The organism is Neobacillus cucumis (assembly GCF_023715505.1).
Map to the genome: position 1 here is coordinate 193,821 of NZ_JAMBOH010000006.1, position 25,598 is coordinate 219,418.

Annotated in this window: 19 protein-coding genes; 18 read left to right on the forward strand and 1 reads right to left on the reverse strand. The window is 38.9% G+C overall.

Annotation, left to right across the window (positions count from 1 at the left end; genetic code table 11):
• Window positions 1-10: 10 nt before the first annotated feature.
• Entirely contained in the window at window positions 11-517 is a 507-nt protein-coding gene (locus M3226_RS11650) for a hypothetical protein (protein ID WP_251565474.1), read from the forward strand.
• A gap of 207 nt (window positions 518-724) precedes the next feature.
• On the forward strand, window positions 725-1,405 hold the full coding sequence (locus M3226_RS11655) for a uracil-DNA glycosylase (protein ID WP_251565475.1): 681 nt from the start codon (window positions 725-727) through the stop codon (window positions 1,403-1,405).
• Between the two features lie 110 nt (window positions 1,406-1,515).
• Here M3226_RS11655 and M3226_RS11660 read toward each other — a convergent pair whose 3' ends face one another.
• Window positions 1,516-5,493 carry an endo-1,4-beta-xylanase gene (locus M3226_RS11660; RefSeq protein WP_251565477.1) on the reverse strand — a complete coding sequence of 1,326 codons (3,978 nt, stop codon included), beginning with the start codon at window positions 5,491-5,493 and terminating at the stop codon, window positions 1,516-1,518.
• 489 nt (window positions 5,494-5,982) lie between these two features.
• On the opposite strand from M3226_RS11660, the gene M3226_RS11665 reads away from it, so the two are divergent.
• The 16 genes from M3226_RS11665 (at window position 5,983) to M3226_RS11740 (ending at window position 25,596) form a co-directional block, all read left to right on the forward strand.
• Window positions 5,983-7,218, forward strand: coding sequence for a C40 family peptidase (locus tag M3226_RS11665; protein ID WP_251565479.1), 1,236 nt, complete (start codon window positions 5,983-5,985; stop codon window positions 7,216-7,218).
• A gap of 563 nt (window positions 7,219-7,781) precedes the next feature.
• On the forward strand, window positions 7,782-8,696 hold the full coding sequence (locus tag M3226_RS11670; RefSeq protein ID WP_285857815.1) for a proline dehydrogenase: 915 nt from the start codon (window positions 7,782-7,784) through the stop codon (window positions 8,694-8,696).
• A gap of 30 nt (window positions 8,697-8,726) precedes the next feature.
• A complete protein-coding gene (gene pruA / locus M3226_RS11675) occupies window positions 8,727-10,295 on the forward strand; it encodes an L-glutamate gamma-semialdehyde dehydrogenase (protein WP_251565481.1) in 1,569 nt (522 codons plus the stop codon).
• 113 nt (window positions 10,296-10,408) lie between these two features.
• Window positions 10,409-11,872, forward strand: a complete 1,464-nt coding sequence (gene putP, locus M3226_RS11680; protein WP_251565483.1) for a sodium/proline symporter PutP — start codon at window positions 10,409-10,411, stop codon at window positions 11,870-11,872.
• Between the two features lie 332 nt (window positions 11,873-12,204).
• Window positions 12,205-13,899 (forward strand): sigma-54 interaction domain-containing protein, encoded by a 1,695-nt coding sequence (locus tag M3226_RS11685; protein WP_251565485.1) that lies wholly within the window; start codon window positions 12,205-12,207, stop codon window positions 13,897-13,899.
• A gap of 69 nt (window positions 13,900-13,968) precedes the next feature.
• Window positions 13,969-14,595, forward strand: a complete 627-nt coding sequence (locus M3226_RS11690; RefSeq protein WP_251565486.1) for a nucleotidyltransferase family protein — start codon at window positions 13,969-13,971, stop codon at window positions 14,593-14,595.
• A gap of 171 nt (window positions 14,596-14,766) precedes the next feature.
• Window positions 14,767-16,224, forward strand: a complete 1,458-nt coding sequence (locus M3226_RS11695) for a protein adenylyltransferase SelO (protein ID WP_251565488.1) — start codon at window positions 14,767-14,769, stop codon at window positions 16,222-16,224.
• A gap of 266 nt (window positions 16,225-16,490) precedes the next feature.
• Window positions 16,491-17,621 carry an ATP-binding protein gene (locus M3226_RS11700; protein ID WP_251565490.1) on the forward strand — a complete coding sequence of 377 codons (1,131 nt, stop codon included), beginning with the start codon at window positions 16,491-16,493 and terminating at the stop codon, window positions 17,619-17,621.
• A gap of 248 nt (window positions 17,622-17,869) precedes the next feature.
• Window positions 17,870-18,562, forward strand: coding sequence for a Na-translocating system protein MpsC family protein (locus M3226_RS11705; protein WP_251565492.1), 693 nt, complete (start codon window positions 17,870-17,872; stop codon window positions 18,560-18,562).
• A gap of 98 nt (window positions 18,563-18,660) precedes the next feature.
• A complete protein-coding gene (locus M3226_RS11710; protein ID WP_251565495.1) occupies window positions 18,661-19,347 on the forward strand; it encodes a Na-translocating system protein MpsC family protein in 687 nt (228 codons plus the stop codon).
• A 131-nt stretch (window positions 19,348-19,478) separates the two neighbouring features.
• Window positions 19,479-19,748, forward strand: a complete 270-nt coding sequence (locus tag M3226_RS11715; protein ID WP_251565497.1) for an iron-sulfur cluster biosynthesis — start codon at window positions 19,479-19,481, stop codon at window positions 19,746-19,748.
• Between the two features lie 168 nt (window positions 19,749-19,916).
• Window positions 19,917-20,693, forward strand: a complete 777-nt coding sequence (locus M3226_RS11720) for an IclR family transcriptional regulator (RefSeq protein ID WP_251565499.1) — start codon at window positions 19,917-19,919, stop codon at window positions 20,691-20,693.
• A 52-nt stretch (window positions 20,694-20,745) separates the two neighbouring features.
• Window positions 20,746-21,633 (forward strand): acetaldehyde dehydrogenase (acetylating), encoded by an 888-nt coding sequence (locus tag M3226_RS11725; RefSeq protein ID WP_251565501.1) that lies wholly within the window; start codon window positions 20,746-20,748, stop codon window positions 21,631-21,633.
• A gap of 24 nt (window positions 21,634-21,657) precedes the next feature.
• Entirely contained in the window at window positions 21,658-22,686 is a 1,029-nt protein-coding gene (gene dmpG, locus M3226_RS11730) for a 4-hydroxy-2-oxovalerate aldolase (protein ID WP_251565502.1), read from the forward strand.
• Window positions 22,687-22,896: 210 nt separating this feature from the next.
• Window positions 22,897-24,303: a GntP family permease gene (locus tag M3226_RS11735; protein WP_251565504.1), complete on the forward strand. Its 1,407-nt coding sequence runs from the start codon at window positions 22,897-22,899 to the stop codon at window positions 24,301-24,303.
• A gap of 222 nt (window positions 24,304-24,525) precedes the next feature.
• Window positions 24,526-25,596 (forward strand): branched-chain amino acid aminotransferase, encoded by a 1,071-nt coding sequence (locus M3226_RS11740; RefSeq protein ID WP_251565506.1) that lies wholly within the window; start codon window positions 24,526-24,528, stop codon window positions 25,594-25,596.
• Window positions 25,597-25,598: the final 2 nt, after the last annotated feature.

A 25,598-nucleotide genomic window follows, 5' to 3' on the forward strand; every position in this document is an offset into this window, starting at 1 on the left:
AAGAGAGGCGTTGGAAAAATCAAACATCATATTTGCGGTTGGAATGATAGAAAACGCCTATGATGAAACTTATAAAATTGTGGCCATACCAAAGGAAAGGATTATGGATGAGGAACCAGGATTACTGCAAGAAGCACACGAACTTATGCCAAGCATCATGTTTGAAAAATGTGATGTTCTTATCGTGGATGAAATGGGGAAAAACATCTCAGGCAGCGGCATGGATCCTAATATCATTAGAAGGAATTACTCGGGTTCCTTAAAATATAATCCGCTGGCACAAAGACTAGCCGTACTGGATCTTACAAGAGAATCCCATGGTAATGCAAACGGTATGGCTAATGCTGATATTTGCTCTAGAAGACTCTTTGATAAGATATCATTTGAGTCCACTTACCCTAACCCCTTGACAAACAGACTGGCGCAAAGTGTTAAAATTCCTATGGTTATGGAAAATGACAGCCTGGCTATAAGAGCTGCCATGAAAACATGTTTTGACGTTGACTTAACCATATGAGGATTTTTCGAATTAAAAATACGCTGGAGCTTGAACATATGTTCATCTCTGAATGCCTGATGGATGAAGCAAAGATTAATCCAAATATTGAAATAGTAAGTGAACCAGAATATATGAGTTTTAACGAAAATGGCAATCTCTTTTAAATTTTCTAAGTGTCTTTATAATAAATATAGACAACTTAAAATGAAAAGAGTGTTTAAAGTAATGAGAATCTTAACAAATGACTGGGCTCCTTTATTAGAAGGAGAATTCGCTAAACCGTATTATTTGCGTTTGCGACAGATTTTAAAAGAGGAATATCAAAATAAAGTGATTTATCCTGATATGCATGATGTATACAATGCACTCCGTTTTACTTCCTTTGAGGATACAAAAGTGGTCATAATCGGACAGGACCCATATCATGGACCAGGACAGGCTCATGGACTTAGTTTCTCGGTCAAGCCGGGGGTAGGCATTCCGCCCTCCTTGAAAAATATTTATAAAGAGTTACATGCTGATATAGGCTGCGAGATACCAAATCATGGATCTCTAACCGAATGGACGGAGCAGCAGGGGGTGCTGCTGCTTAATACGGTGCTGACTGTACAGGCGGGGAACCCTAACTCGCATAAAGGGCTTGGCTGGGAGAAGTTTACTGATAGAATCATAGAAATCTTGAATGATAGGGAGACACCCGTCGTCTTTATCTTATGGGGGAGATTTGCTCAGCAAAAGCAAGAGCTAATCACTTCACAAAGGCACTTTATTATAAAATCGCCTCATCCGAGTCCGTTTTCTGCCAACAGTGGCTTCTTTGGCAGCAGGCCATTTTCCCGGACCAATGAGTTTCTGCGGAAAATCGGGCAAAAGGAGATTGACTGGACAATCTCAAACATCAAATAAGATGGAGCGGCTCAAAGATTAATTTTCGTATAGCAAGTTAACTAAGAATATTTTATTTAACAAAAAGCACCCTGAATGATGCACATTCAGGGTATTTCGCAATTCAAATTTTATTTAGATTGGTCATGTGGAACAGTGACGTTAACGCTCTTAGTTGTCACATTACCTGCTTTATCTGCAGCTGTAAAAATAATGATGTATACACGTCCATTACCGTTTCCTAATCTATCTGCACGAAGTTCAAAGGAAGCAGTTGAACCAGTAATAGGAGTATTCAGCTTGGCATTCTGAATATCATCAGCTACTATCTGCTCATTACTAGTAATGGAAGTTAACACAACTGAGTCGATTCCTGATGCGGCATCAGACTTACTAATAGTAGCTGTAACTGGCACCATCTTGTGATTTGCAGGCCAGATTGTCGTTTTATCTAGAGTAATATTTAAGGTTGGTTCTGTCTTATCCAGTTTAACTGTTCTTGTCTTTGACTGCTCGACATTTCCAGCGTTGTCTACACTCCAATAACTTATAGTGTGGACGCCCTCATCAGTAATAGTGAAGGAATTTCCGGTTTGTTGGGTCCCGTTATCGATTTTGTAATACGTATCTTTAATACCGGAACCATTATCACTAGCAGTAAGATTAACCGTAATATCTTTATTAACCCAATCTGTTGGTGCGTTATCATTTGTCACAGGTGCAGTTGTGTCAGTAAGTGTTAGGACGCCAAAAACAGATGTATCTTGATATCCATTACCAGTTGTGTCGTTCCATGTAGCAGCGCTTTGACGGGCACCGTCTTTACCGTCATTGATCTGAACGTCAAAACCGATCTTCGAGTTATATTGTGGAGTAATTGTTTTGAACGGGATCTTCAATTCAACGGTGTAACTATTACCCGACACACTTGTCGCAGATTTGAAACCATTGGCATTGCTACCAGGGTTGAAGGAAGTCTCATTGTCAAAGTTTACTCGATATTGCCCATCTCCGTTTTCATAAGAAGATGTCTTTGCATTGTTCTCGTCCACGAAAACTTCGACCGAGTCCTGCTCCCATGGATTTGGACTTGATTTGTCAAGCTGGGAGTCGCTCACCTGTGTTAATACATACAGGTTTTCCTTATCCCAAAGGACTTTGGATACTCCGTTTGCTCCTTGCCAAGCCTGCAGATAGTGGTTAACAGGAAGTTCAGGTGCGTCTTTCCAAATATCATCTGCCGTTCCATCAATGGCAGGTGTACCGTATACAGCCGTGGATTGTTTAGCGACTTTCACTTCAGGCGCATGTTCTGCGATAAATTTATCCGGATTGATGACGCCATAGTAAGCTGGTTTCGCTTGCAAGTTTTTATCAAAAATAAGCGGAGATTGGGCAGCTCTCCAGCTCGTCGCATCATTAAGTCCCCAGAAGGTCACGCGTCCGATGTGACTAGCGTGATCTTTGTAGAGCTTAAACAATTGCGCGTATAGATAAGCCTGATCATATGCTTGCTTCTCGGTAAGTTGGTTGTTGCTGCCAGCTGCAATGTCAAGTTCGGTCACGCTGACTTGCACTCCCAAGGAAATAAATTTCTCCATGGATGCTTTCACATTAGCAGGGTTTGTATTTAAATTATAGTGTGACTGCATACCAACGCCGTCGATGAGCCGTTTTCCAGGGTGTGACTGTGCATATCTATCGTTGAGTTCTTTTACCATCTGATAAATTGCTTCAGCTTTGTTCTGATTATCTTCATTGTAATCGTTGTAATATAGCTTAATATTCCAGCCATTTTCGTCGACGACTTTTCTTGCTGCCAGGAAGGCCTGCTCCACGTAGTCAGGTCCAATCGCTTTATACCAACCGGATTGACGCAGTGATGCTTTCCAATCAGTCGGATTCGACAAGCCGTCATTTATCGCTTCATTGACCACGTCCCAAGAAATTACCTTGTCACCGTAATGTTCCATGACAGTTTTAATATGGTTTTGTAAATTTGCGAGTGCCTCGTCTCGACTTAACGGCTGGCCATTATCAGCAGTAAACAACCATGTTGGTGTCTGCTGGTGCCACACAAGGACGTGACCGTGCAATTTTAGGCCTGCTGCTGATATTTTGTTGACGAGCGCATCCTCATCGGTAAAGTCAAATTGTTGATTAGCATTATACGCTTGATCTGGTTTCATAGCGTTTTCTGCTGTGACAATATTGAAATGCTTTTTGAGGAGATCAAGTCTAACACCATCCAGATCTGCCAATGATACTGCGTTTCCGATTAAGAAATCATTTTTATAGACGTCTTTTATCTTAGTTAAATCTTGGATTGTAATCGGACCTGAACCAGTAGGTTCAAAGGTGATGTCGTCAATATAGAAAGATGCGGTAGCGTTATTTGAACTTTCTACATAAATCGTCAAATATTCGCCGCCAGCATTGGTATAACGGTAAGTTCCTTCTAGCTTAACCCAGCCGTCTGTCTTGTTAATAGTTTTACCTTGAAGGTTATTGTAACTGGCAGCTCCGCCATTTCCTACTTGTGTGGAAAGCTGAAGCTGTGAGCTTTCAGGTGAAATCAACTTGACCCAAGCCGAAATTTTATATTCTTGTCCAAGGTTAACGTATTTCTCCACATGTAAGGATGGGCCATTCCAAGCTTGTGTTCTGCCATCAACTTTTAGAGCATAAGAACCGCCAGAAGTATGGTTATCCTCATTGGATACAGTAAGCGTTTCAGTACCAGCTCTACCCTCGAAGTCACCTTTTGTTTGATCTTCAAACGTAATTGGGTTGAAGGTTTGCGCAGATGGTCTTTGATCCACGGAATCACTGTTGCCGCCGGAAGTTCCCTTTTCCGTGATCAGGATATCTCCGATGTAGAACGGAACTGTTTTTCCTGTTTCGTTAGATTGAATCCGAAGTGCTCTATCTTTGGTCGTGTCAACAGTGTATTCACCGGTTAAAGTAAAAGCTTGTCCCGCCTGATAATTTGCTGCTACATACAAGCCATTATAGCTGTCCACATTCTGAAGGAGAGCTTGTGCACCTGCTGGCACACTTACACTATCGTCCACATAACCTTTGACGGTAATTGTATATGTTTTACCATTTACCATGCCGACTTTGCTGAATGGGATATCAACGCTATCCCAGTTATTTCCTCGACCGCTTACATAGATCGCTTTTCCATCATCATTGCCAGTAAAAACTTTTCCGGAAACCGCTTCTATTTGCGGGTTGCCCGCTTTTGTTACAACACCCAGGCCACTGTCAAAGGTTTCATGATAAGTTGTTTGCATTGAGGCCTGGTCTCCAGTTACGGGAGTCGTTGTCGGAGCCGGTCCGCCAACCCAATTTGCAATTGTAGCAAGGTCTGCGTCTAATACGTAATATCTGCCCATGGCATACTCGTCACCATTAGGGTATCCTACTTTAAATGCGTACATGATGCCGTTCTTTTGAGCAACATCTTTTACAGTATCATTAAAAGAACCATAAGGATAGGCCAAAAGGACAGGGTCTTTACCAGTCAAAGCTTTTAAGTAACTATTTGCTGTTACAATTTCATCTGTAGCTTGCTGAGTGGTCATTCTGCTCGTGCCTGCTGCACCATTTCCCCAAATATTTTGATCGTGAGTTTTGGAATGATTCTCTATACTGACACTAGGTTCATTCAACAAACTTTGCAACTGTGCAACTGACATACTATAACCGCCACCGATCCAGCTGCTGACAACAAATAATACAGACTTCATGTTGTGTTGCTTCAATACGGGTAGAGCGGTGGTAACAAAGTCAGGAGTCGCATCGTCAAAAGTTAATAGTACCGGCTTTGCAGGAGCCGTTGCTCTTCCTTTCATGATGTCTACATACTCTTCTGCAGACAATGTGGTGTAACCATTGTCATCAAGATACTGCATAGCCTGTTTAAAATGGTCAGTACTAGTATCCGTCCATTGACTGGTAGGAGTTTGGACAATTCGATGATACAAAAGAACTGGAATATCCGAGTTCGCTGCTGCCTTTGGAACATGTGTAATCCAGCCTAACGGAATAACCAACAAGGCTACAAGAAGTAATGAAATCAACCTTTTCAACTTTCTTTTCATTTATTGCATTCCCCCATAAAAGATTTTTTTACAAAAGGTGAAACGCTTACAATAAAATTGAAAATAACCTCCTCCCAATCTATTCTTCTTTTATTCTAGCTTGGCAACTAAAAACTTTAACCCGTAAAAACTAAAGGAAATACTTAACAAACTAAATATTCTTAAAATTACTAATAGAAATTAGTGGATAAAAACCTTGATGAATTACTAAAAATAAATACTGCCATATCGCTCATACCAATATAAGAAACACCTACAAGTAAACTATTGAAATGGAATGATATATCCTGTTTCTTTTTTTTTGCTTTATTGTTACAAAAGCTTCAAAAAAAAGAGACATGTGTCGAATTCTTTTCATATTTTTCTACATAAAATTACATTTATATTACATTATCGACTGATTCGTTGTTTTTCCTTCTTTAAATATATAAACTAGAAACATATTAAGAATTTATTAAGTAATGATAGGTTACAAGAGGAGATCTTATAATGCTAAAAAAATTAATAAAATATACCGTATCCGCTTCCATTATCGCCACTATGATTTCAGCTACACCCGCTTTTGCAAATCCAGTCACACAAGTACAAATCAATCAAACACAAAATCAAATTGATGACTTTGAAACAAAGGTTCAACAATTAGACAATCGAATATCGATTGCAATGGAGAAAAGTCAAAAACTTAGTGATCAAATTAAAACACAACAAGGGAAAATTGAAGAAACAAAGGTTGAAATCACAGCAGCCCAAAAGTCCCTAGATGCTCATAAGGAAGTCTACGCTGAAAGGCTAAAAACCATTCAATTAGAAGGAAAACAATCCGTGGCTGCTTACGCAGAGCTTTTGTTGTCTTCTGATAACATTTCTGAGTTTTTAACTCGTTTTACTGCCATTTCAAGTATTATGCAAAGTGATACAGACTTGCTTAATGGTCTAAATGAAAAAGAACAAGCATTAAAAAATGCTGAGGAAAAATTACATAATGAATTTGCTCAATTGCAAGAGAGCCAAACTGAATTAGCTTCTGAACAACAAAAGATTGAACAAGATAAAACAGAAATTGAAAAAGAATTAGCTGATGCTAAAGATACATTACATACCCAACAAGCACAATATGCTGAACAACTAGCAGAAGAAGCGCGCCAGCGTGCAATTGCACAACAACAGGCTGAACAGGCTCGCCAGCGTGCACAACAACAGGCACAACAAGCACAACAACAAACTCAGCAAACTACTCAAACTCAACAGGCTCAAAAGCCGGCGCAGCCAGTTAAACAGCCAGTTAAACAGCCAGTTAAAGAGCAAACACCAGTAAGTAGCACACCTTCTAAGCCTACACCACCGACAGTTGCAGCCCCTCCGGCTAATTCTGGATCGGCAAGTGCAATTATTGCCTATGCAAAGCAATTTTTAGGTGTTCCATACGTTTGGGGCGGGTCTACGCCAAGTGGATTTGATTGTTCGGGATTCACTTCATACGTGTTTAGAAATGCAGCTGGAATCAATCTTCCAAGGGTGTCACGCGATCAGCAGAATGTTGGAACCAGAATTTCTCCGAGTCAAGTTCAGCCAGGAGATTTGGTATTCAGAGGTAACCCTGCTTATCATGTCGGCATCTATATTGGAGGCGGACAATATATCCACGCACCACAAACAGGTGACGTTGTGAAAATTGCTGCTTATAATCCGTCTAAGTTTTCAAGTGCGGCTCGAGTTTTACGTTAGGGTCTAACCATTTTCGATATATATATAGCTATAATCCTAGAAAACATCCTATTTACGAGAATAGGATGTTTTTTTTTTGAGCAGTAAAAGTTTGTTACTGGATTTGGTAACTAGAAAATTAGAAAAGTATAACTTTGTTCTTGTTAAAGAAATTATAAAATTTTCGCTTGTGGATAACTATTAAAAAACGGACTATCGTCGTCCAGCTCCAGCGCCTAGCCTCTCGATGGTCTACAGCCACTCAGGGAAGGAAGGCAAAGAGCGCCTCCTTCCCTGAGCGTCTTATGCTTTTCGGGGCTGTTCAAGGCGCTTGCGCTTTTGTTCTTAAGGGATATCAAAATTCTCCAATTGTATATTTACTCGTGAACATATAGAATACACTCCATTATAAATACCGTGTCAGAAAAAGTGACAATAATGTTCAAAATGTGTCAATTATACTTTATTATCAATTTATTAAGTTAACAATATTGTTTAAATTAAAAATATATAGACAAAAGTGTTAAAGTAATATTAAAATTGTGTAAGAGCTTACATAAATTTTTTAAGGAGGATTGAATGATTTGGAATTAATAATGAGAAACATGTTTCAATCACTTGGGAAAAACACTTCAGCCAATAAATTCGCAAAGAAATATGGATTGCGTTTTGGGGCAAGCCGTTTTGTAGCAGGTGAATCTATTAAGTCTGCAATTGAGGTTGTTAAAAGACTAAATAGCGAGGGCAAAGTTGTCACCTTAGACCATTTAGGTGAATTTGTATATACCGAAGAAGAGGCACTTGAATCGGCTGCCATGTGTATTCAAACTTTGGATGCTATTAATAAGGCTGGCGTTAATTCAAATCTTTCCCTTAAAATGACATCTCTTGGACTTGACATTAGCAAAGATCTTTGCATGAAGAATATGCGTAAAATTCTTGATCGTGCTAAACTCTATAATAATTTTGTGCGAATTGATATGGAGGATTATGCGCACTGTCAACTATCAATCGATATTTACAAAGAGCTTCGCAAGGAATATGACAATGTCGGCCTGGTTATTCAAGCTTATCTCTACAGGACCGAGCAGGATATTGCCGATTTAAATCAACTAAAAGCTAACTTGCGCCTTGTAAAAGGGGCATATAAAGAATCAACATCTGTTGCCTTTCCTGAGAAAAAAGATGTGGATGAGAACTACAAAAAAATCATTAAGCAGCATCTTTTGAACGGCAGCTATACCGCGATAGCTACCCATGATGAAACAATGATTGAATATACAAAGTTAGTCGTGAGTGAGCATCAACTACCGAAAAATCAATTTGAATTCCAAATGCTTTATGGTATTTGTGAAGATATCCAAGCAAGATTGGTAAAAGAAGGGTTTAAAGTCCGTGTATATGTACCATATGGCGTCGATTGGTTTGGCTATTTCATGAGACGTTTAGCAGAAAGACCTGCAAATGTATGGTTTGTACTTAAAAATCTATTAAAATAAAAAATTGATATAAAGAGGAGTCGAATTAATATGACAACAACAGTTCAAATAACAACATTTAAAAATGAACCTTTTACTAATTTTTCAATTGAGGAAAATAAGCAATCCATGTATGCAGCCCTTGCAAAAGTGAAAAAAGAACTTGGCAAAAAGTATCCGATAGTAATAGGAAACGAAAATGTGTTTACCGAAGAGCAAACCGTTTCTATTAATCCAGGAAATCTCGATGAAATTATTGGAACCGTAAGTAAAGGTAATCAGGAGTTAGCTGAAAAAGCTATGCAGGAAGCTTTGAAAACATTTGATACATGGAAAAAGGTTGACCCTCCAGCACGAGCAGAGTATTTATTCAAAGCAGCTGACCTAATGAGGCAGCGCAAGCATGAGTTTTCTTCCTATCTTGTATATGAGTCAGGTAAAAACTGGGCTGAAGCGGATGCAGATACAGCAGAAGCAATAGATTTTATGGAATTTTATGCAAGGGAAATGATTCGGCTGAGTGAGACAAGCATTCATCAGCCGCTTACTAAAATCGAAGGGGAAGACAATCAAATTTCTTACATCCCGCTGGGTGTTGGTATTGTCATATCTCCATTCAACTTTCCATTGGCCATCATGGCAGGGACGACAGTGGCAGCGATTGTATCTGGTAATACAGTTATTTTAAAGCCTGCAGATTCAACTCCTGTGATTGCAGCTAAATTTGTGGAATTAATGGTAGAGGTTGGACTTCCTTCAGGTGTACTTAACTTTTTGCCTGGGGATGGAATCGAAGTCGGTGAGTATCTGGTTGAACATCCAAAAACACGATTCATCTCGTTTACAGGCTCGCGTGCTGTAGGATGCCGGATTTATGAGCGGGCATCAAAGGTACAGCCAGGCCAGTTATGGTTAAAGCGAGTTATTGCTGAAATGGGTGGGAAAGATGGTGTTGTCGTTGATGAAACAGCTGACTTGGATGCAGCGGCGGGTGCAATCGTGGCTTCAGCTTATGGTTTTCAGGGACAAAAATGCTCGGCTGGATCTAGAGCAATTATCGTAGAATCAGTCTTTGACCAAGTAGTGGAAAAAGTAGTAGAATTGACGAAGAACCTATCCATTGGTTTGCCTGAAGAAAACTGTTCAATTGGTCCAGTAATCGATCAGAAATCGGTCGACAAAATTATGGACTATATTGAAATTGGTAAAACGGAAGGCAGACTGCTTACTGGCGGTTCAAGAGCGGAAGGGAACGGCTTCTATATTGAACCAACAATTTTTGCTGATGTTAATCCGAAAGCCCGCATCATGCAGGAGGAAATCTTTGGGCCGGTTCTTGCCATTGCAAAAGCTGCTGACTGGAAGGAAGCAATTGAGATTTATAATGATACTGAATATGGCTTGACAGGTGCCTACCATTCTAAGAATGAGGAACGCATCAACTATGCACTTGAGAATATGCATTGTGGAAACCTGTATATTAATAAAAAGTGTACCGGTGCGTTAGTTGGGGCACATCCGTTTGGCGGTTTTAATATGTCTGGCACAGATTCTAAAGCAGGCGGATACGATTACTTACTGTTATTTACTCAAGCTAAATTAAAATCTAAAAAACTCTAATAACAAAAAGGGAGCTCTATGGGAGGGGGCTCTTCCGAAAATTTAAACCAAGGGGATTTTCTATGGATGCAAACGTGTTATTATAGGGAAATACGGAGAACGGGGGATGACGATTGAATACACAGATACTTATCTCGATCGGTATTTACATGGTGGGAATGCTGTTAATTGGTTATTTTGCTTACAAACGAACTTCTAATCTGTCCGATTATATGATTGGCGGAAGAGGACTTGGAGCTGCGGTCACCGCTTTAAGTGCAGGGGCATCCGATATGAGCGGATGGCTGCTAATGGGCCTTCCTGGTGCGATGTTTACCCAAGGTTTGAGTGCATCTTGGATTGCCATCGGTCTGACGATAGGTGCATATTTAAACTGGCTGTATGTCGCTCCAAGACTGCGGATTTATACGGAAACTGCCAATAATTCAATGACGATTCCGGCCTATTTGGAAAATCGTTTTGGGGATCACTCGTCAATGCTACGGTTAACTTCCGGCCTTGTTATTATTGTATTCTTTACTTTCTATGTCTCTTCTGGAATGGTATCAGGCGGGGTTCTGTTTGAGTCAACGTTCAATCTTAACTATCAGGCAGGTCTTTGGATAATCGCTGCTGTTGTCATTGGCTATACTTTATTTGGCGGATTTTTAGCGGTTAGTTGGACCGACTTTGTCCAAGGAATAATCATGGTGATCGCTCTAGTACTTGTTCCCGCTGTAACTATTATGCAAGTAGGCGGGTTTGACTCCTCAATTGGTGAGATCAAAGGGATTGATCCTAAATTATTTGATATTTTTAAAGGGACTTCTTTACTCGGGATTATTTCGTTAATGGCATGGGGGTTAGGTTACTTTGGACAGCCTCATATTATCGTTCGTTTTATGGCAATTTCATCCGTTAAAGAGATTAAGAAAGCTCGGAGAATAGGAATGGGCTGGATGATTTTCTCTGTCGGTGGTGCGATGTTTACTGGTTTTATAGGCTTAGCCTATTATTCAAAGCAAGGACTCAATCTTTCAGATCCAGAAACCATTTTTATTAAATTAAGTGAAATTCTTTTCCATCCACTCATTACTGGTTTTTTGTTGGCGGCATTGTTAGCTGCTGTCATGAGTACGATTTCTTCTCAACTTTTGGTTACCGCAAGCTCCTTGACAGAAGATGTCTATAAGACTTTTTTCCGCAGGTCAGCAACAGACAAAGAGCTGTTGCTTGTAAGCAGACTTTCTGTCCTTGTTGTTTCCTTTATAGCTGTTTTTCTCGCTTTCAATAAAAATGGCACTATTCTCTCCCTTGTTGCTTATGCATGGGCAGGCTTTGGAGCAGCTTTTGGGCCTGTTATTCTGTTGAGCCTATACTGGAAACGGATGAATCGATGGGGGGCTCTTGCTGGTATGATTGGCGGGGCAGTTACTGTAATTGTTTGGGCGAATGTTCCTGTATTGGCAAAAAGTGTTTACGAGATTATTCCAGGGTTCATTATCGGGTTAGTGGCAATATGGTTTGTCAGCCTGGTTACACCGGAACCGAGTGACCAGTTAAAGAAAGAATTTGATCAATACAAACAATCAGCATAATCGTTCTGTCCCAAGAGATATTCCTGATTATGATTGATTAGTCAAAATTCTAGATTAAGTTGATACGTAAGTATTCAGTAATTCCATTTAAAAAGCTGATACCCGTTCCATACGGGTTCAGCTTTTTTATACTTAATCTGTGCTTTTGTATTGACAATCAGGCGCATTAAAATATCTAACAAAGATTAACTCACTTTTAAGAATTTAGACAATATCAGTGATTATAATAATGATTTTGCTTTTATGGCGTTGAAGCAATCTTTGATGCGATTAAGTGGATAAAGCGTTTTATTTTGTGTTAAAGTGAAGGAAAAGCGAGAAAGGATTTTAGTATGTTCAAAAGTGCACAATGTCAATTGGATTACTCCTTTACAATTGTAAATGATCGTACACCATTAACTGAAATTAAAAACAAACTGAACGAGTATAATTTTGTCATTGTCGCAGGTGGAACATACTTTATCATTAATAACTATGAATATAACCTGATGGCTTTAGGGAACGATTCTATGCCTATTATTGACTGGCTTCGGCATCTCAAATGGCTCCCTTCAACAGTAGTTTTAGCTGATAAAGGTCTCCCGTCGGAAGTGGACTGGAGAAGGCCGGTCCTTTTTAAAAATGAAGGGGAATACATGGGAATCCTAACATCAGGAAAGGAAATTAAAAAACTTAATGAAGAGAATAACAAGATTTCAGCTTATTTTGAAACCTTGGCTGAGACCATAAGTGATTCTGTTACGGCTGTGGATGAATCAGGAAATGTTGTTTACTGGAATACAACGGCAGAAGAGACATACAAGATTAAAAAGGAATTTATCCTGGGTAAGAAGATTGGTGAGCACTTTAATGATGACTCGGTTATTCTTCATCGAATTCTGAATGAAGGACGGTTTGTAAGAGGAGAGTACCATCGTCCAAATAAAGATACGCATGTTCTAATAAATGCCTTACCGATTATAATTGAAAACAAAATTATCGGAGGTGTCGCTACAGAACATAATATTACCAATATTATACGGCTTAATGAAGAATTGGACTCAAACTCATCTTTACTCGTCCCTAAAACAAATCCATTTTCTACGATGGTAACGGGAAGCCCGAAATTTCAAGAGTCGTTGAAAATTGCGCAAAAAGTAGCGCATGCCGACATACCGGTCCATATAACAGGGGAAACTGGTTCAGGCAAGGAAATGTTAGCACAAGCGATTCACTATGGTGGAGCAAAAGCAGATGGAGCTTTTATCACTTTAAATTGCTCGGTTATTCCTGCGGCATTATTAGAAATTGAACTTTTTGGCTTTCAAAAGAATACTGAAACCTCCGAACCGCAAACTTTGCAAATTGGAAGGATTGAGCAGGCTTCTAATGGTACGTTATTTATTGAAGATGTTGATAAAATGCCGCTATCCATCCAAGGCAAGTTGCTGGAATACTTAGTCGACCATAGTTTCTACAGGGTTGGAGGGGTAGAGAAGATTGCATCTACTACCCGGATTATAACGTCCACCTCCGAACCCATTGATTTGCTGCTAAGGGAAGGGAGTTTAAATGAGAAGCTCTACTTCCATCTATCAGTGATATCAATCGATATCCCTCCGCTTCGGACCAGAAAAGAGGATATTGTCACATTGGTTGATAAATTTATCAATGAATTTAGTGCTAAGTATAAAAAAGTAGTTCCAGAGGTTCATCCCGAAACGATGCTCCACATAGTGAACTATGATTGGCCCGGGAATGTGCGTGAAATGAGGAATACCATCGAACGAATCGTCCTACTGAATGACAGGCCATCTATTACAAGTGAACAATTGCCTGAGAACATAAAGAGCAAAATTATAATCAATAATAACGAGGGAAAAGGTGTGGAAAGTACCCTGGCAGAGATTCCCTCAAAGAATGCGGAAGCGTTGCAAATAGAAGAGGCATTAAGAAAAACATATGGAAATAAAAGTGCCGCGGCTAGTTTACTCGGTATTTCACGGGGGACTCTTTATAACAAAATAAAAGAATATGGTTTAGGTTGAGCTATTCTATTAAACACCAACATGTGTCTTTTTAGACCTCACGCTTGATAAAAGAGGGGGAAAAAATTCATGGGGCTACCCATAAATTTGATACCGATAAGAGCAGTAGTTTTAGCTGCAGGTGTTTCCTCAAGAATGGGAAAATTTAAGCCTTTGCTTCCGATTGATGGAAAACCTATGCTTGAGATTGTTTTAACAAAAGTTTTATCGTTTCCATTTCAAGAAGTCATCGCAGTTGTTGGGTATAAAGGACAGGAACTAAAAGAGGCTATAAATCTTGAAGACGATCGGTTCAATTGGATCACTAATGAACAATTCTTAGAAGGGTTAAGTAGTTCGATAAAAGCAGCAATCCGTTTCGGTAATAATGAAACAAAAGGTGTTTTAATTTTCTTGGGTGACCAGCCCCTTCTAAGGCCATCGACAATCGACCAAATCCTCGAAGTTATTATACGAAAAGGACTCGCTCAATCCAAATGTATTGTTCAACCAACCTTCAATGGAACACCAGGACATCCTGTTTTTATTTCTGCCTCAATGATCCCTTATCTAAAAACAATCACAGGTGACCAGGGGGCGAAACCGATTTTTAAATTTGCTGATCATCATATTTATGTGCCGATAGATGATGAATGGACGATTTTGGATGTGGATACGAAACAGGATTATCAAAATTTAGTTAACCATTCTATATGAGGCTGCTCTCTTCAGGGAGCTGCTTTTTTTATAACTGTTCAATGCATACTTCACATTACCTTGAAGGAGAAAAGGTATAATAACTATGCGAAGGCAAAAATTAAAAAGGGCTATAACCATTTTACGAAGAATAACAATAAAATGAGCATTATATGTAGAAAAGGAGCCGCCATGACAAAAACAGGATGGAATTTTGATAACAGTTACTCCCATCTTCCTGAATCATTTTTCACAAGACAAAACCCAGGCCCTGTAAATTCACCAAAGCTAGTGATTTTAAATGAACCATTGGCAGAGGAGTTAGGCCTTGAAATCTCGGCACTTCAAAGTAAAGACGGTACAGCGGTGTTTGCAGGAAACCAGATACCTGAAGGTGCTTTACCACTTGCACAAGCCTATGCCGGCCATCAATTTGGTCATTTTACCATGTTAGGAGACGGGCGGGCCGTATTGATTGGGGAGCAAATAACACCCCAAGGGGAACGAGTAGATATCCAGCTCAAAGGTTCAGGCAGAACCCCATACTCGCGGGGAGGAGATGGCCGTGCCGCACTTGGACCTATGCTGCGTGAATACATCATTAGTGAAGCTATGCATGCATTAGGAATCCCAACCACCCGCAGCCTGGCCGTGGTTACAACTGGCGAGACCATTATCCGCGAAACCCTGCTGCCTGGAGCCATTCTTACAAGAGTGGCTGCTAGTCATATTCGTGTTGGAACCTTCCAATACGCTGCAGGAAGAGGGGAAATAGATGATCTGCGGGCATTGGCTGACTATACCATAAAGCGCCATTATCCAAACATTAAAGATAATGAATACAAGTATGTATCACTGCTTCAAGAAGTCATCAAACGTCAAGCTGCACTAATTGCCAAATGGCAGTTGGTTGGTTTTATCCACGGAGTGATGAACACTGATAACATGACAATTAGTGGTGAAACCATTGATTATGGACCTTGCGCCTTTATGGATCAGTATGATCCGTCAACTGTTTTCAGTTCCATTGACAGAGAAGGGCGCTACGCCTATGCTAATCAGCCGTATATTGGCGGATGGAATCTGGCTAGATTTGCGGAAACCTTATTACCGCTTCTTCATGAAAATCAAGAGCAAGCTGTCCAATTAGCGCAGGAGGCAATCTCTGGATTCACAAAGTTATATCAAACGAATTGGATTGCTGGAATGAGGGGTAAACTGGGGATTTTTAATGCAGAAGAACAGGATGAATCATTATTTGAAGAGCTGCTTAATCTGATGCATAAGAATCAGGCCGACTATACCAACACTTTTAAAGCCTTAACCTTTGCTCAATATGATCATGGCAAGTTATTTGCGACACCTGAATTTTCACAATGGAAGGAGCGGTGGCAGGCGAGACTAGGAAGGCAGAAGGAAACGAAAGAGGAATCAAATCAGTTAATGCAAAACAGTAACCCTTCGGTAATCCCTCGGAACCACCGTGTTGAGGAAGCACTTAAAGCCGCAGTTACTCAAGAAGATTACAGTGTTATGAACAAACTCTTACAGGTTCTCTCAAACCCATACGCACACAGTCCAGAGCAGGCGGAATATTGTAAACTGCCTGAGCCGTCAACTCGTCCCTACCAAACCTTTTGCGGTACATGAGAAACTGGAAAAATTTTAGTGGGAGCAGATTCAAGAAAATACTGATAATTTATTGCTAAAAATGGAAAAATATAATATAGTTAAGATGGATATAGAGTAAATGCTCTATTCTACTCGGAGAATAAAGGTAAAATAGTTAAAACATAAAATGGTAACGATTTCTAGAAATTAATGCTAGAACTTAAAGCCACAGTAGGATGTAGGGAATCCCCTGCTCTTATTGTGGCTTTTTTATTTGAAAAATTAAGAAAGGAGGGTCCTGCATTATGGTAATGCATGGAATCGACCGAAAGGGTGTTCTTTTAAAAGTATATAGAGATACGAATATGGATAAGGACTTTTCGATCCTATCTAAAAATCGTGATGCATTTATATTAGTTGACCTGGAAGGGAAAATTCAATATTCTAGCCATGCTTGTGAACCCTTATTAGGTTACTCGAGGGATACTTTGCATCAGATAACATTAAATAAATTGTTTGTTTCAGAATTTTTAAATCAAGAGCAAACCTTCTTTAAAGGGAGAGATCAAGAAAAACTTGATAACTTTGATGCCCAGGTTCAAGTCATTGAAGGAAGTATCTTAGATGTAAACGTTACTTCGATTCCTATTTATTTTGAACAGGATTACCTTGGCACGTATCTAGTCATTAAGGATATAACATCTATAAAACAGAACAGGTTAACAATGGAACGTGAAAAAGAGTATAATGCCTTAATTAATAATTTATCTCGCTTATCGGAAAAACAAGCTACCGCGGGTCAGCTGGCTGCCGGGATTGCCCATGAAATCCGTAACCCCATTACCGCTATCAAGGGCTTTTTACAATTACTAATGGGAGAAAACGTTGGTAATAGAATCTATTTTGAAATCATTAATTCCGAAATTGACCGGATTGAAGAAATTCTAAAAGAATTAATGGTCCTCGCAAAGCCAAACAAGCAAAAGTATGAGCGGATAAATCTTCACAGTTTATTAGAGCAGGTTATTACCTTAATGGCTTCACAGGCCCTCTTAAATGATATTCAAATTGAAACACAGTTTGATTTCACCAATACGTGGATCATTGGTGATAATAATCAATTAAAACAAGTTTTTATTAATTATATAAAAAATGCAATCGAAGCAATGCCCGAGGGAGGGATGCTGCGAATAAATGCAAGCCCTCTTGTTGGCGGTCAGGTTCGAGTTAGTATAACCGACCAAGGCAGCGGAATTCCTGAAGACATTCTTAATCAAATAGGCCAGCCTTTTTTTACAACAAAAGAAAATGGAACTGGGCTAGGGTTGCTGGTTAGCCGGCAAATAATAAAAGAACATAAAGGGGATTTATTTATAGAAAGTAGTAATAATGGAACAACTATTCATGTGGAATTTCCTTTATCTTCAGAACAATAATTTCTCTTTTATTGTAATTTTCCACATAATTTGGTTGTGAACCTATTGATTTAATGTTATTATGAATTTTGTCTAATGTCTTGCTGTCATTAGTTTGAAAAAGTTGATTTAAAGTCTATTTAAATATCAATATATTCTAATTGTGATGGTAAATGGTAGAAACTAATTTCTTAAAAGTCGTCTTAACCGTGGCCTAACTTCCTTTTTGCGGAGTTAGGCCTTTTTATATTGTATCAAGGGGGATTTGAATGGTTGCAACGAAAGAAGATTTGCTGTCTCTGAGCAGTTCTTTTAGTAAAATCATAAAGAGGGGGTTTGGTAAAGGTCCTGAAACCTGTTACACGGTCTTAAGAGCAAACAGGTTATACGTTTATATCCGTAACTTTATGACACCTGCCGAGGAAATTTTAGCGGAAAAGCAAGAATATAATTTGTTGATGAACTTTCGCTCATCAGTCCTAACAGCCTTGTCCCAAGATTTAGTGCAAGAGGCATCGCTTGTTTTAGGGATTTCTTTCGATTCCTTTTATCAAGATTGGAACTATAATTCGAACTCAGGTATATTGCTATTAGTGAATAATAGTTTCAATCCTGATGTGAAGATAGATGAGAGTTTTGAGAGAAAGTTATTTCAATTAGTTCGAATGGTGGGTTCCGAGCTTCATAAAATCCCAAACGAGTTAAAGGTTGTTAAATACACTCAGAATATCTGTGCGATTGAATCAAAAGGGGTCATGCTGCCTCTAGATTACTTGATGGTAGAACAGGGGAATTCTGACTTGTTATTTACCTATGCTAGAGAAATTAAAAAGGGGTATTATCAGCATAGGGAATTATTTGAAGAACTGTTTAATCGTTCGATTGAGGATTTATTTATGATGTGGGACTTTAAAAACAATAAATGTTATTTGATCTTTAGTTTCAACAAAGTATATACCTGAATAAAACGATAAAAATTTTACTGCCTGGGTATGATAATGTCAGGCAGTATTTTTTTGCGCTTTTCGAAAGTGAGGTCAAAATTCTGATGTCATCGCCATTGCAACAAAAGTTAATGGATATTAGCAGCTTAACTAGTAAATTGTTAAGAAAAAATTTTGGACGTGGACCGGAAACCTGCCACGCTTATGCAAAAGGGCGTTTTTTAGTTTTTTACATACGGGGGTTCCTGTCGCCATTGGAATCTACTTTATTGGAGAACGGCAATTCCGATACTATTGAAATTTCAAGAAATATAGTGATGAAAACTGTCCAAAATCAGTTGAAAGGTATTCTTGAGCTGGAATTTTCTCAAGACATCGAATCCTTTTACCATGATTGGAACTATCCGCAAAATACAGGAATGATAACTGTCCAGTTTGAAGGGGACATTATAGAGGAAGTTGGCCGTAAGCTTAGTGATCCTATGGACCTCAAACCTTTAATTGATGAGGTGGAAAGGATCAGTATATTGGTACAAAAAAGACCTGAAAAAACCGAAGCATATTTTATTTCGCCAAAAATTTATTTGATAAAACGAGATGGAATTTTAGTTCAGATTGAAAAGGCATTAATTGAAAAGGGATATGAGCAAACGCTTATCGTCACCAAAGATGAACTGGAAAAGTCTTATTTGCATCGAGATGGGCGCTTTGAAGAGATTTTTAGCAAGCCTGTTGCAGATATTTTTGTGGATTGGGACTTGAGTAAGGATAGAAGCATCACGTGCTTTGTTCTGAAGGATTAATAAGTAAAAGCATGATGATTGAAACAGCACCTTGGCAGATTTTAAAATAGGATGCTTAAATTATTGTCCATGACAGGCATCCGTAAATCTGCCATAATCATCCTAGGTACGAACGGAAACGGGGTGATTTTATGTTTATTGTTACAGAAGCAGCGAATCAAGAGCTGCAAAATAGGTTAAAGCAATTTGGTCATAAACAGTTTATTCGAATGCAAATGCGGAAAAGTTGTTTTATGAAAGTGAAGGTAACAGTAGAAGACGCCATTCAAGCAAGTGATACAGAAGTCATAAAAGATGGGCTGCACTTCATTATTGATGCAGGAGAATGCCATTATTTCAATCATAAAACATTAGATTATATTCCGGATCAAACTGGTTTTAAACAATTTGAGATTATTTAGTTCGATCGTTTTTAAAAAAGCCGTATTTTCCAATAGGAAAATTCGGCTTTTTATATCGAAAATATTACAAATGAAAACGTTGACAGAATTATGACCGAAGAGTACTATAAAAGTGTAATTAATATTTACGAACGTTATTCGATAATGTCGAACGATGAGGAGGAACAAGTGACGGAACGACTAATTCAATCCATCGAAAGAGCTGCAGATGTCCTCGAACTTTTTTTGACTTCACATCCTGAACAAAGTATTAAGGAAATTAGCAACAGTTTGAACCTATCCAAGAGTACTGTCCATGGCATTATTAAAACCTTGGAACATCGAGGTTACCTGGAGCAAAATTCAGACAATCTGAAATATCGACTGGGAATTAAACTCTTTGAACTAGGTAATTACGTAGGAAAAAATCTTGATATAGGAAGAATTGCCAGACCTATCATAAAAGATCTGGTTGAAGAACTAAATGAAACCGTTCACCTAGTAACGCTGCAGCGTGATGAACTAATTTACATTGAAAAGGTAGAAGGTCCAAGTGCCTTAACGATTTATTCACATATTGGCAAAAGAGCCCCATTTCATTGTACAGGTGTTGGCAAAGCCATCCTTTCCCAATTAAGTGAAGAAGAGGTTGATCGTATTTTATCATCCGTCAGCATGGAAGCATTCACGGAATTTACGATGACAAATATCGAGGAGATCAAAAGTATTTTGCCATCAATCAGGGAGCAAGGTTATGCCTTTGATGATGAAGAGATTGAACTGGGATTAAAATGTATAGCTGCACCGATCTTTAATCATCAAGGGAATGTTATCGCTTCGATAAGCTGTGCTGCTCCTAAAATGAGGTTAGATGAAGAACGTCTGCCTAAAGTAATAGAGGGTATTAAACAAGCAGCAGCTGAGATTTCAAGACAGTTAGGTTATAAGGGGAAAAATGCATCTTAATAGAGAAGGCACCGAATAAATTAATAAATTTAGGTATTGGAGGAGAATTATTTTGTCAAAAGTAAAAGTTGCCGTTCTTGGATCAGGGAACATTGGTACAGATTTGATGATCAAACTAGGCCGTTCTGAACTATTAGAGTTAACTGCCGTTATTGGGATCGACCCACAATCAGATGGACTCCGTCGTGCGAGAGAATTAGGTTATGCCGGGGTTGATACAGGGATTGATGGATTTCTTGCAGATCCAACTTTAGAAGCTGACATCGTTTTTGATGCCACATCTGCAAAAGCGCATTTATATAATGCAAAAGTATTAAAAGAAGCCGGCATAAAAGTAATTGATATGACCCCAGCTGCAGTAGGACCATATGTATGTGCGGCCGTTAATATTGAAGACCATTTAGATAAAGATAATATCAATCTGATTACCTGCGGCGGTCAAGCAACCATCCCAATGGTACATGCCGTAAACCGTGTTGCACCAGTTGAGTATGCAGAAATCGTTGCTACCATTGCAAGTAAGAGTGCTGGACCTGGAACACGCGCCAATATTGATGAATTTACGGAAACCACTTCCAGAGCAATTGAAGTAGTCGGAGGAGCGAAAAAAGGGAAAGCCATTATGATTTTAAACCCAGCTGAACCGCCAATTATGATGCGTGATACAGTTTATGCACTTGTGGAAGATGGAAAAATGGATGAAGCATCCATAAGACAATCGATCGCTGAAATGGAGAAAGTAGTCCAATCCTATGTGCCAGGCTACCGTCTACGTACTGAAGCCATTTTCGATGGCAATAAAGTGACCATCTTCCTTGAAGTAGAAGGTGCTGGTGATTACTTGCCGGTGTATGCAGGGAACCTTGATATCATGACTTCTGCTGGTGTAAGAATTGCTGAAGCATTTGCAAAAAAACTATTAACGAAAGAAACAGTTTAAGCTATTTGAAAGGGGTAAAGAAAAATGACAAATGAGAGAGATATTCTGATTACCGAGGTAGCCTTACGAGACGGAAGTCATGCGATTAATCATCAATATACAGTGGAACAAGTACTTAAAATTACCAAAGCATTGAATGATGCGGGCGTACCATTTATTGAAGTATCCCATGGAGACGGGCTAGCAGGATCTTCTTTGCAGTACGGTCTTTCCCGTACAAATGAAATGGAATTAATTGAAGCCGCGGTATCCGTTGCTGATAAGTCTAAAATTGCTGTTCTTCTATTACCAGGAATCGGTACTTTGCATGAGTTGAAAGAAGCCGCTAATTTAGGCGCTAAAATGGCCCGTATTGCCACTCATGTGACAGAGGCAGACGTAGCTCCCCAGCATATTGCTTACGCAAAGGAATTAGGGATGGAAACAGTTGGATTCCTCATGATGAATCATATGGCTCCCGTTAACAAATTAGTTGAACAAGCTAAATTAATGGAAAGCTATGGTGCTGATACGGTTTATGTTGTGGATTCTGCAGGGTATTTACTGCCTAACCAAGTACGTGAAAGAATTCATGCGTTGAAAGAATCAGTTGGCATCAATGTTGGTTTCCATGGTCATAACAACTTATCACTCGCAATGGCCAATACTCTTGCAGCGATTGAAGAAGGGGCAACGCGAATTGACGGAAGTGTACGCTGCTTGGGAGCGGGTGCAGGTAACACACAAACAGAAGTATTGGTTGCCGTTTGTGAACGGATGGGAATTAAAACAGGGGTAGATTTATATAAAATAATGGACTTAGCAGAGGACATTGTTGCTCCTATCTTACAAGTACCACAGGAAATTACAAAAGACAGTTTAACATTAGGATATGCGGGCGTATACTCAAGCTTTGCCCTTCACGCTAAACGTGCCGCTGAAAAGTTTGGCGTTGATTCACGTGATATTTTAGTAGAATTAGGAAAACGTAAAGTGGTTGGCGGCCAAGAGGATATGATTGTCGAAGTGGCGGCCGAGATTGCTAAAAATAATAGTAAAGTAGCATTAAGCTAACTATATAATGATTCGTAACTTCTAAGAATTGGTGGAAAGGGGAACCTTCACCCCTTCCGCCAGCATACTGAGCAAGGATATATATTTTTTCGAATGACTGCAGCACTTAATGAAAGCGGTTTTAATGTTTTGTGATCATTATCCTCAGTTGCTTAAATATATCTCGCTGCAACTTCTTAGATCAAACTCGTGAATTAGAGGAGAGATTTTATGGAACTGGTTATTATCCTATTAGCACTCGGAATGTTAATGTTTATTGCTTACCGGGGATTTTCAGTTATTATGTTTGCGCCTATATGTGCATTATTTGCCGTATTCCTTACAAATCCTGATTTCGTTTTACCGTTTTTCTCAAATGTATTTATGGGGAAAATGGTTGAATATATTAAATTATATTTTCCGATTTTCTTATTAGGAGCTGTTTTTGGTAAGGTTGTTGAAATGTCGGGATTAGCACGTTCTATTGCAACAACGCTTATACAATTAGTAGGGCGTAAACGTGCTATGCTGGTCATAGTATTATTATGTGCGATTCTTACCTATAGTGGTATCAGTTTGGTAGTGGTTGCTTTTGCTGTCTATCCTTTTGCAGCAAACCTGTTTAGACAATCTAACATTCCTAAACGTTTAATTCCGGGTACCATTGCGCTAGGTTCATTCACCTTTACAATGGATTCACTTCCAGGGTCTCCACAGGTACAAAACGTAATCCCGACCACATTCTTCAAAACAGATCTTTATGCAGCACCAACCCTTGGAATTATAGGTGCGATTTTTATTTTCACACTTGGTATGCTTTATTTAAATTCACGCAGGAAAAGGGCTGAAAAAGCCGGTGAAGGATACGATTGCTTCGGAACGATTAAAGAAAAACAAATTGAGGTTAACCTTGATTTACAAGAAAGTTTGGCACGTAAAATATTGGCCTTTGTACCGGTTGTACTTGTCGGTGTATTAAATAAAGTGTTAACTACCCTAATTCCTAAGTGGTATCCGAATGGATTTGATTTTTCAAAGATTGGTTTAAATTTTCCTAATATTGAAACTTCACAGGTTGTGGGCATATGGTCGGTTGAAATTGCACTTATTGTTGGTATTCTTACTACTATTTTATATAATCGAAAACCAATTGTTCTTAACTTTAAAGATGGTATGAATGTAGGGATTGCCGGAGCCTTGTTAGCAATAATGAACTCAGCTACTGAATACGGTTTTGGTGCTGTTATTTCATCATTGCCTGGTTTTACGCTTGCTAGAGATGGCATTTCTAAATTATTTGTTAATCCATTATTAAATGGTGCGGTGACCACAAACGTTCTTTCGGCTATTTCTGGTTCTGCTTCAGCGGGGATAGCCATTTCATTAGGAATTATGGCTGACAAGTATATTGAATTGGCCAACCAATTTGGAGTTCCGCTTGAAGTTATGCACCGGGTTATTTCAATGGCCTCAGGCGGTATGGATACACTGCCGCATAATGGTGCGGTCATCACGTTACTTGCGATTACAGGTTTAACACACAAACAGTCCTACCGTGATATTTTTGCAGTCACCATTATTAAAACAATCGCTGCTTTCTTTATTATTGGCGTTTATTTAGTAACAGGACTAGTTTAATAGAAGAAATAGGAGTAGACTAGGCGAGTAAACATTGTCTTTAATATGACAAGTTTACTTGCTTTTTCTTTGCCAAAAAGTGACATTCCTATTTTTATTAGATACTATCAAATTTAACCCTATTATTCGAAAAATATGTTAAAATAATCAAAATAGTATTAAAATTATGTAACTATATCTTTTATAGAAAGTTTATAGAGACTAAAGATGGGAGCTTATAACATGAAGGAGTTAAAAATTGACGTTACTTTAAGTACAGAAAAGAAACAAAAACCATCATTTGATAACTTGGAGTTTGGAAAAAGCTTCACTGATCACATGTTTGTTTGGAATTACACAGAAGGAAAAGGCTGGCATGACGCACGAATTATTCCGTATCAGCCCATTACGTTAGACCCTGCTGCTACTGTATTTCATTATGGGCAAACGGTTTTTGAAGGACTTAAAGCCTATTTAACAAAAGATGAACAGATTTTATTGTTTAGACCTGATGAAAATATGAAAAGGTTTAACCGGTCAAATGACCGATTATGTATGCCTAAGCTGGATGAAGAAGGTGCATTAAGCGCTTTGAAGCAATTGATTCAAATTGACCGTGAATGGATTCCTTCTGGAGAAGGAACATCCCTCTATATTCGTCCTTTTATGATTGCGACTGAAGCATTTCTGGGAGTACATCCTGCTAACAGCTATCAATTTATGATTATTCTTTCTCCTGTAGGAGCTTATTATAAAGAGGGAATTAATCCTGTTAAAATTGCTGTGGAAAGTGAATATGTTCGTGCCGTTGCCGGCGGAACAGGTAATGCAAAGACAGCAGGAAACTATGCAGCAAGCTTAAAGGCATCTGAAATTGCCAGCGAAAATGGTTATTCACAGGTGTTATGGCTTGATGGCAGGGAAAATCAATATATTGAAGAGGTTGGCAGTATGAACGTCTTCTTTAAAATCAATGGAGAGGTTATTACCCCAGAGTTAAATGGAAGTATTCTAGAAGGAATTACACGTAAATCGATTATCGAACTATTAAATTATATGAATATTCCAGTCGTTGAACGAAGAATTTCAATTCATGAAATTGAGCAGGCCTATCGCGATGGTTTGCTGGAAGAAGCATTCGGGACAGGAACCGCTGCAGTTATCTCACCAATTGGTGAATTCTTATGGAAAAATGAGAAAATGGTGGTTAATAACGGAGAGATTGGCCCATTATCCCAGAAGTTATATGATACATTAACAGGAATCCAAAATGGCACTAAAGAAGATCCTTTTGGATGGTCAGTACAGATTTAAGG

What these genes read in the sequence shown, in the direction of transcription:
- M3226_RS11655 (WP_251565475.1), top strand. Translation starts at nt 725, where the DNA reads ATGAGAATCTTAACAAATGACTGGGCTCCTTTATTAGAAGGAGAATTC.
- M3226_RS11660 (WP_251565477.1), bottom strand. Translation starts at nt 5,493, where the DNA reads ATGAAAAGAAAGTTGAAAAGGTTGATTTCATTACTTCTTGTAGCCTTG.
- M3226_RS11665 (WP_251565479.1), top strand. Translation starts at nt 5,983, where the DNA reads ATGCTAAAAAAATTAATAAAATATACCGTATCCGCTTCCATTATCGCC.
- pruA (WP_251565481.1), top strand. Translation starts at nt 8,727, where the DNA reads ATGACAACAACAGTTCAAATAACAACATTTAAAAATGAACCTTTTACT.
- M3226_RS11685 (WP_251565485.1), top strand. Translation starts at nt 12,205, where the DNA reads ATGTTCAAAAGTGCACAATGTCAATTGGATTACTCCTTTACAATTGTA.
- M3226_RS11690 (WP_251565486.1), top strand. Translation starts at nt 13,969, where the DNA reads ATGGGGCTACCCATAAATTTGATACCGATAAGAGCAGTAGTTTTAGCT.
- M3226_RS11695 (WP_251565488.1), top strand. Translation starts at nt 14,767, where the DNA reads ATGACAAAAACAGGATGGAATTTTGATAACAGTTACTCCCATCTTCCT.
- M3226_RS11700 (WP_251565490.1), top strand. Translation starts at nt 16,491, where the DNA reads ATGGTAATGCATGGAATCGACCGAAAGGGTGTTCTTTTAAAAGTATAT.
- M3226_RS11705 (WP_251565492.1), top strand. Translation starts at nt 17,870, where the DNA reads ATGGTTGCAACGAAAGAAGATTTGCTGTCTCTGAGCAGTTCTTTTAGT.
- M3226_RS11715 (WP_251565497.1), top strand. Translation starts at nt 19,479, where the DNA reads ATGTTTATTGTTACAGAAGCAGCGAATCAAGAGCTGCAAAATAGGTTA.
- dmpG (WP_251565502.1), top strand. Translation starts at nt 21,658, where the DNA reads ATGACAAATGAGAGAGATATTCTGATTACCGAGGTAGCCTTACGAGAC.
- M3226_RS11735 (WP_251565504.1), top strand. Translation starts at nt 22,897, where the DNA reads ATGGAACTGGTTATTATCCTATTAGCACTCGGAATGTTAATGTTTATT.
- M3226_RS11740 (WP_251565506.1), top strand. Translation starts at nt 24,526, where the DNA reads ATGAAGGAGTTAAAAATTGACGTTACTTTAAGTACAGAAAAGAAACAA.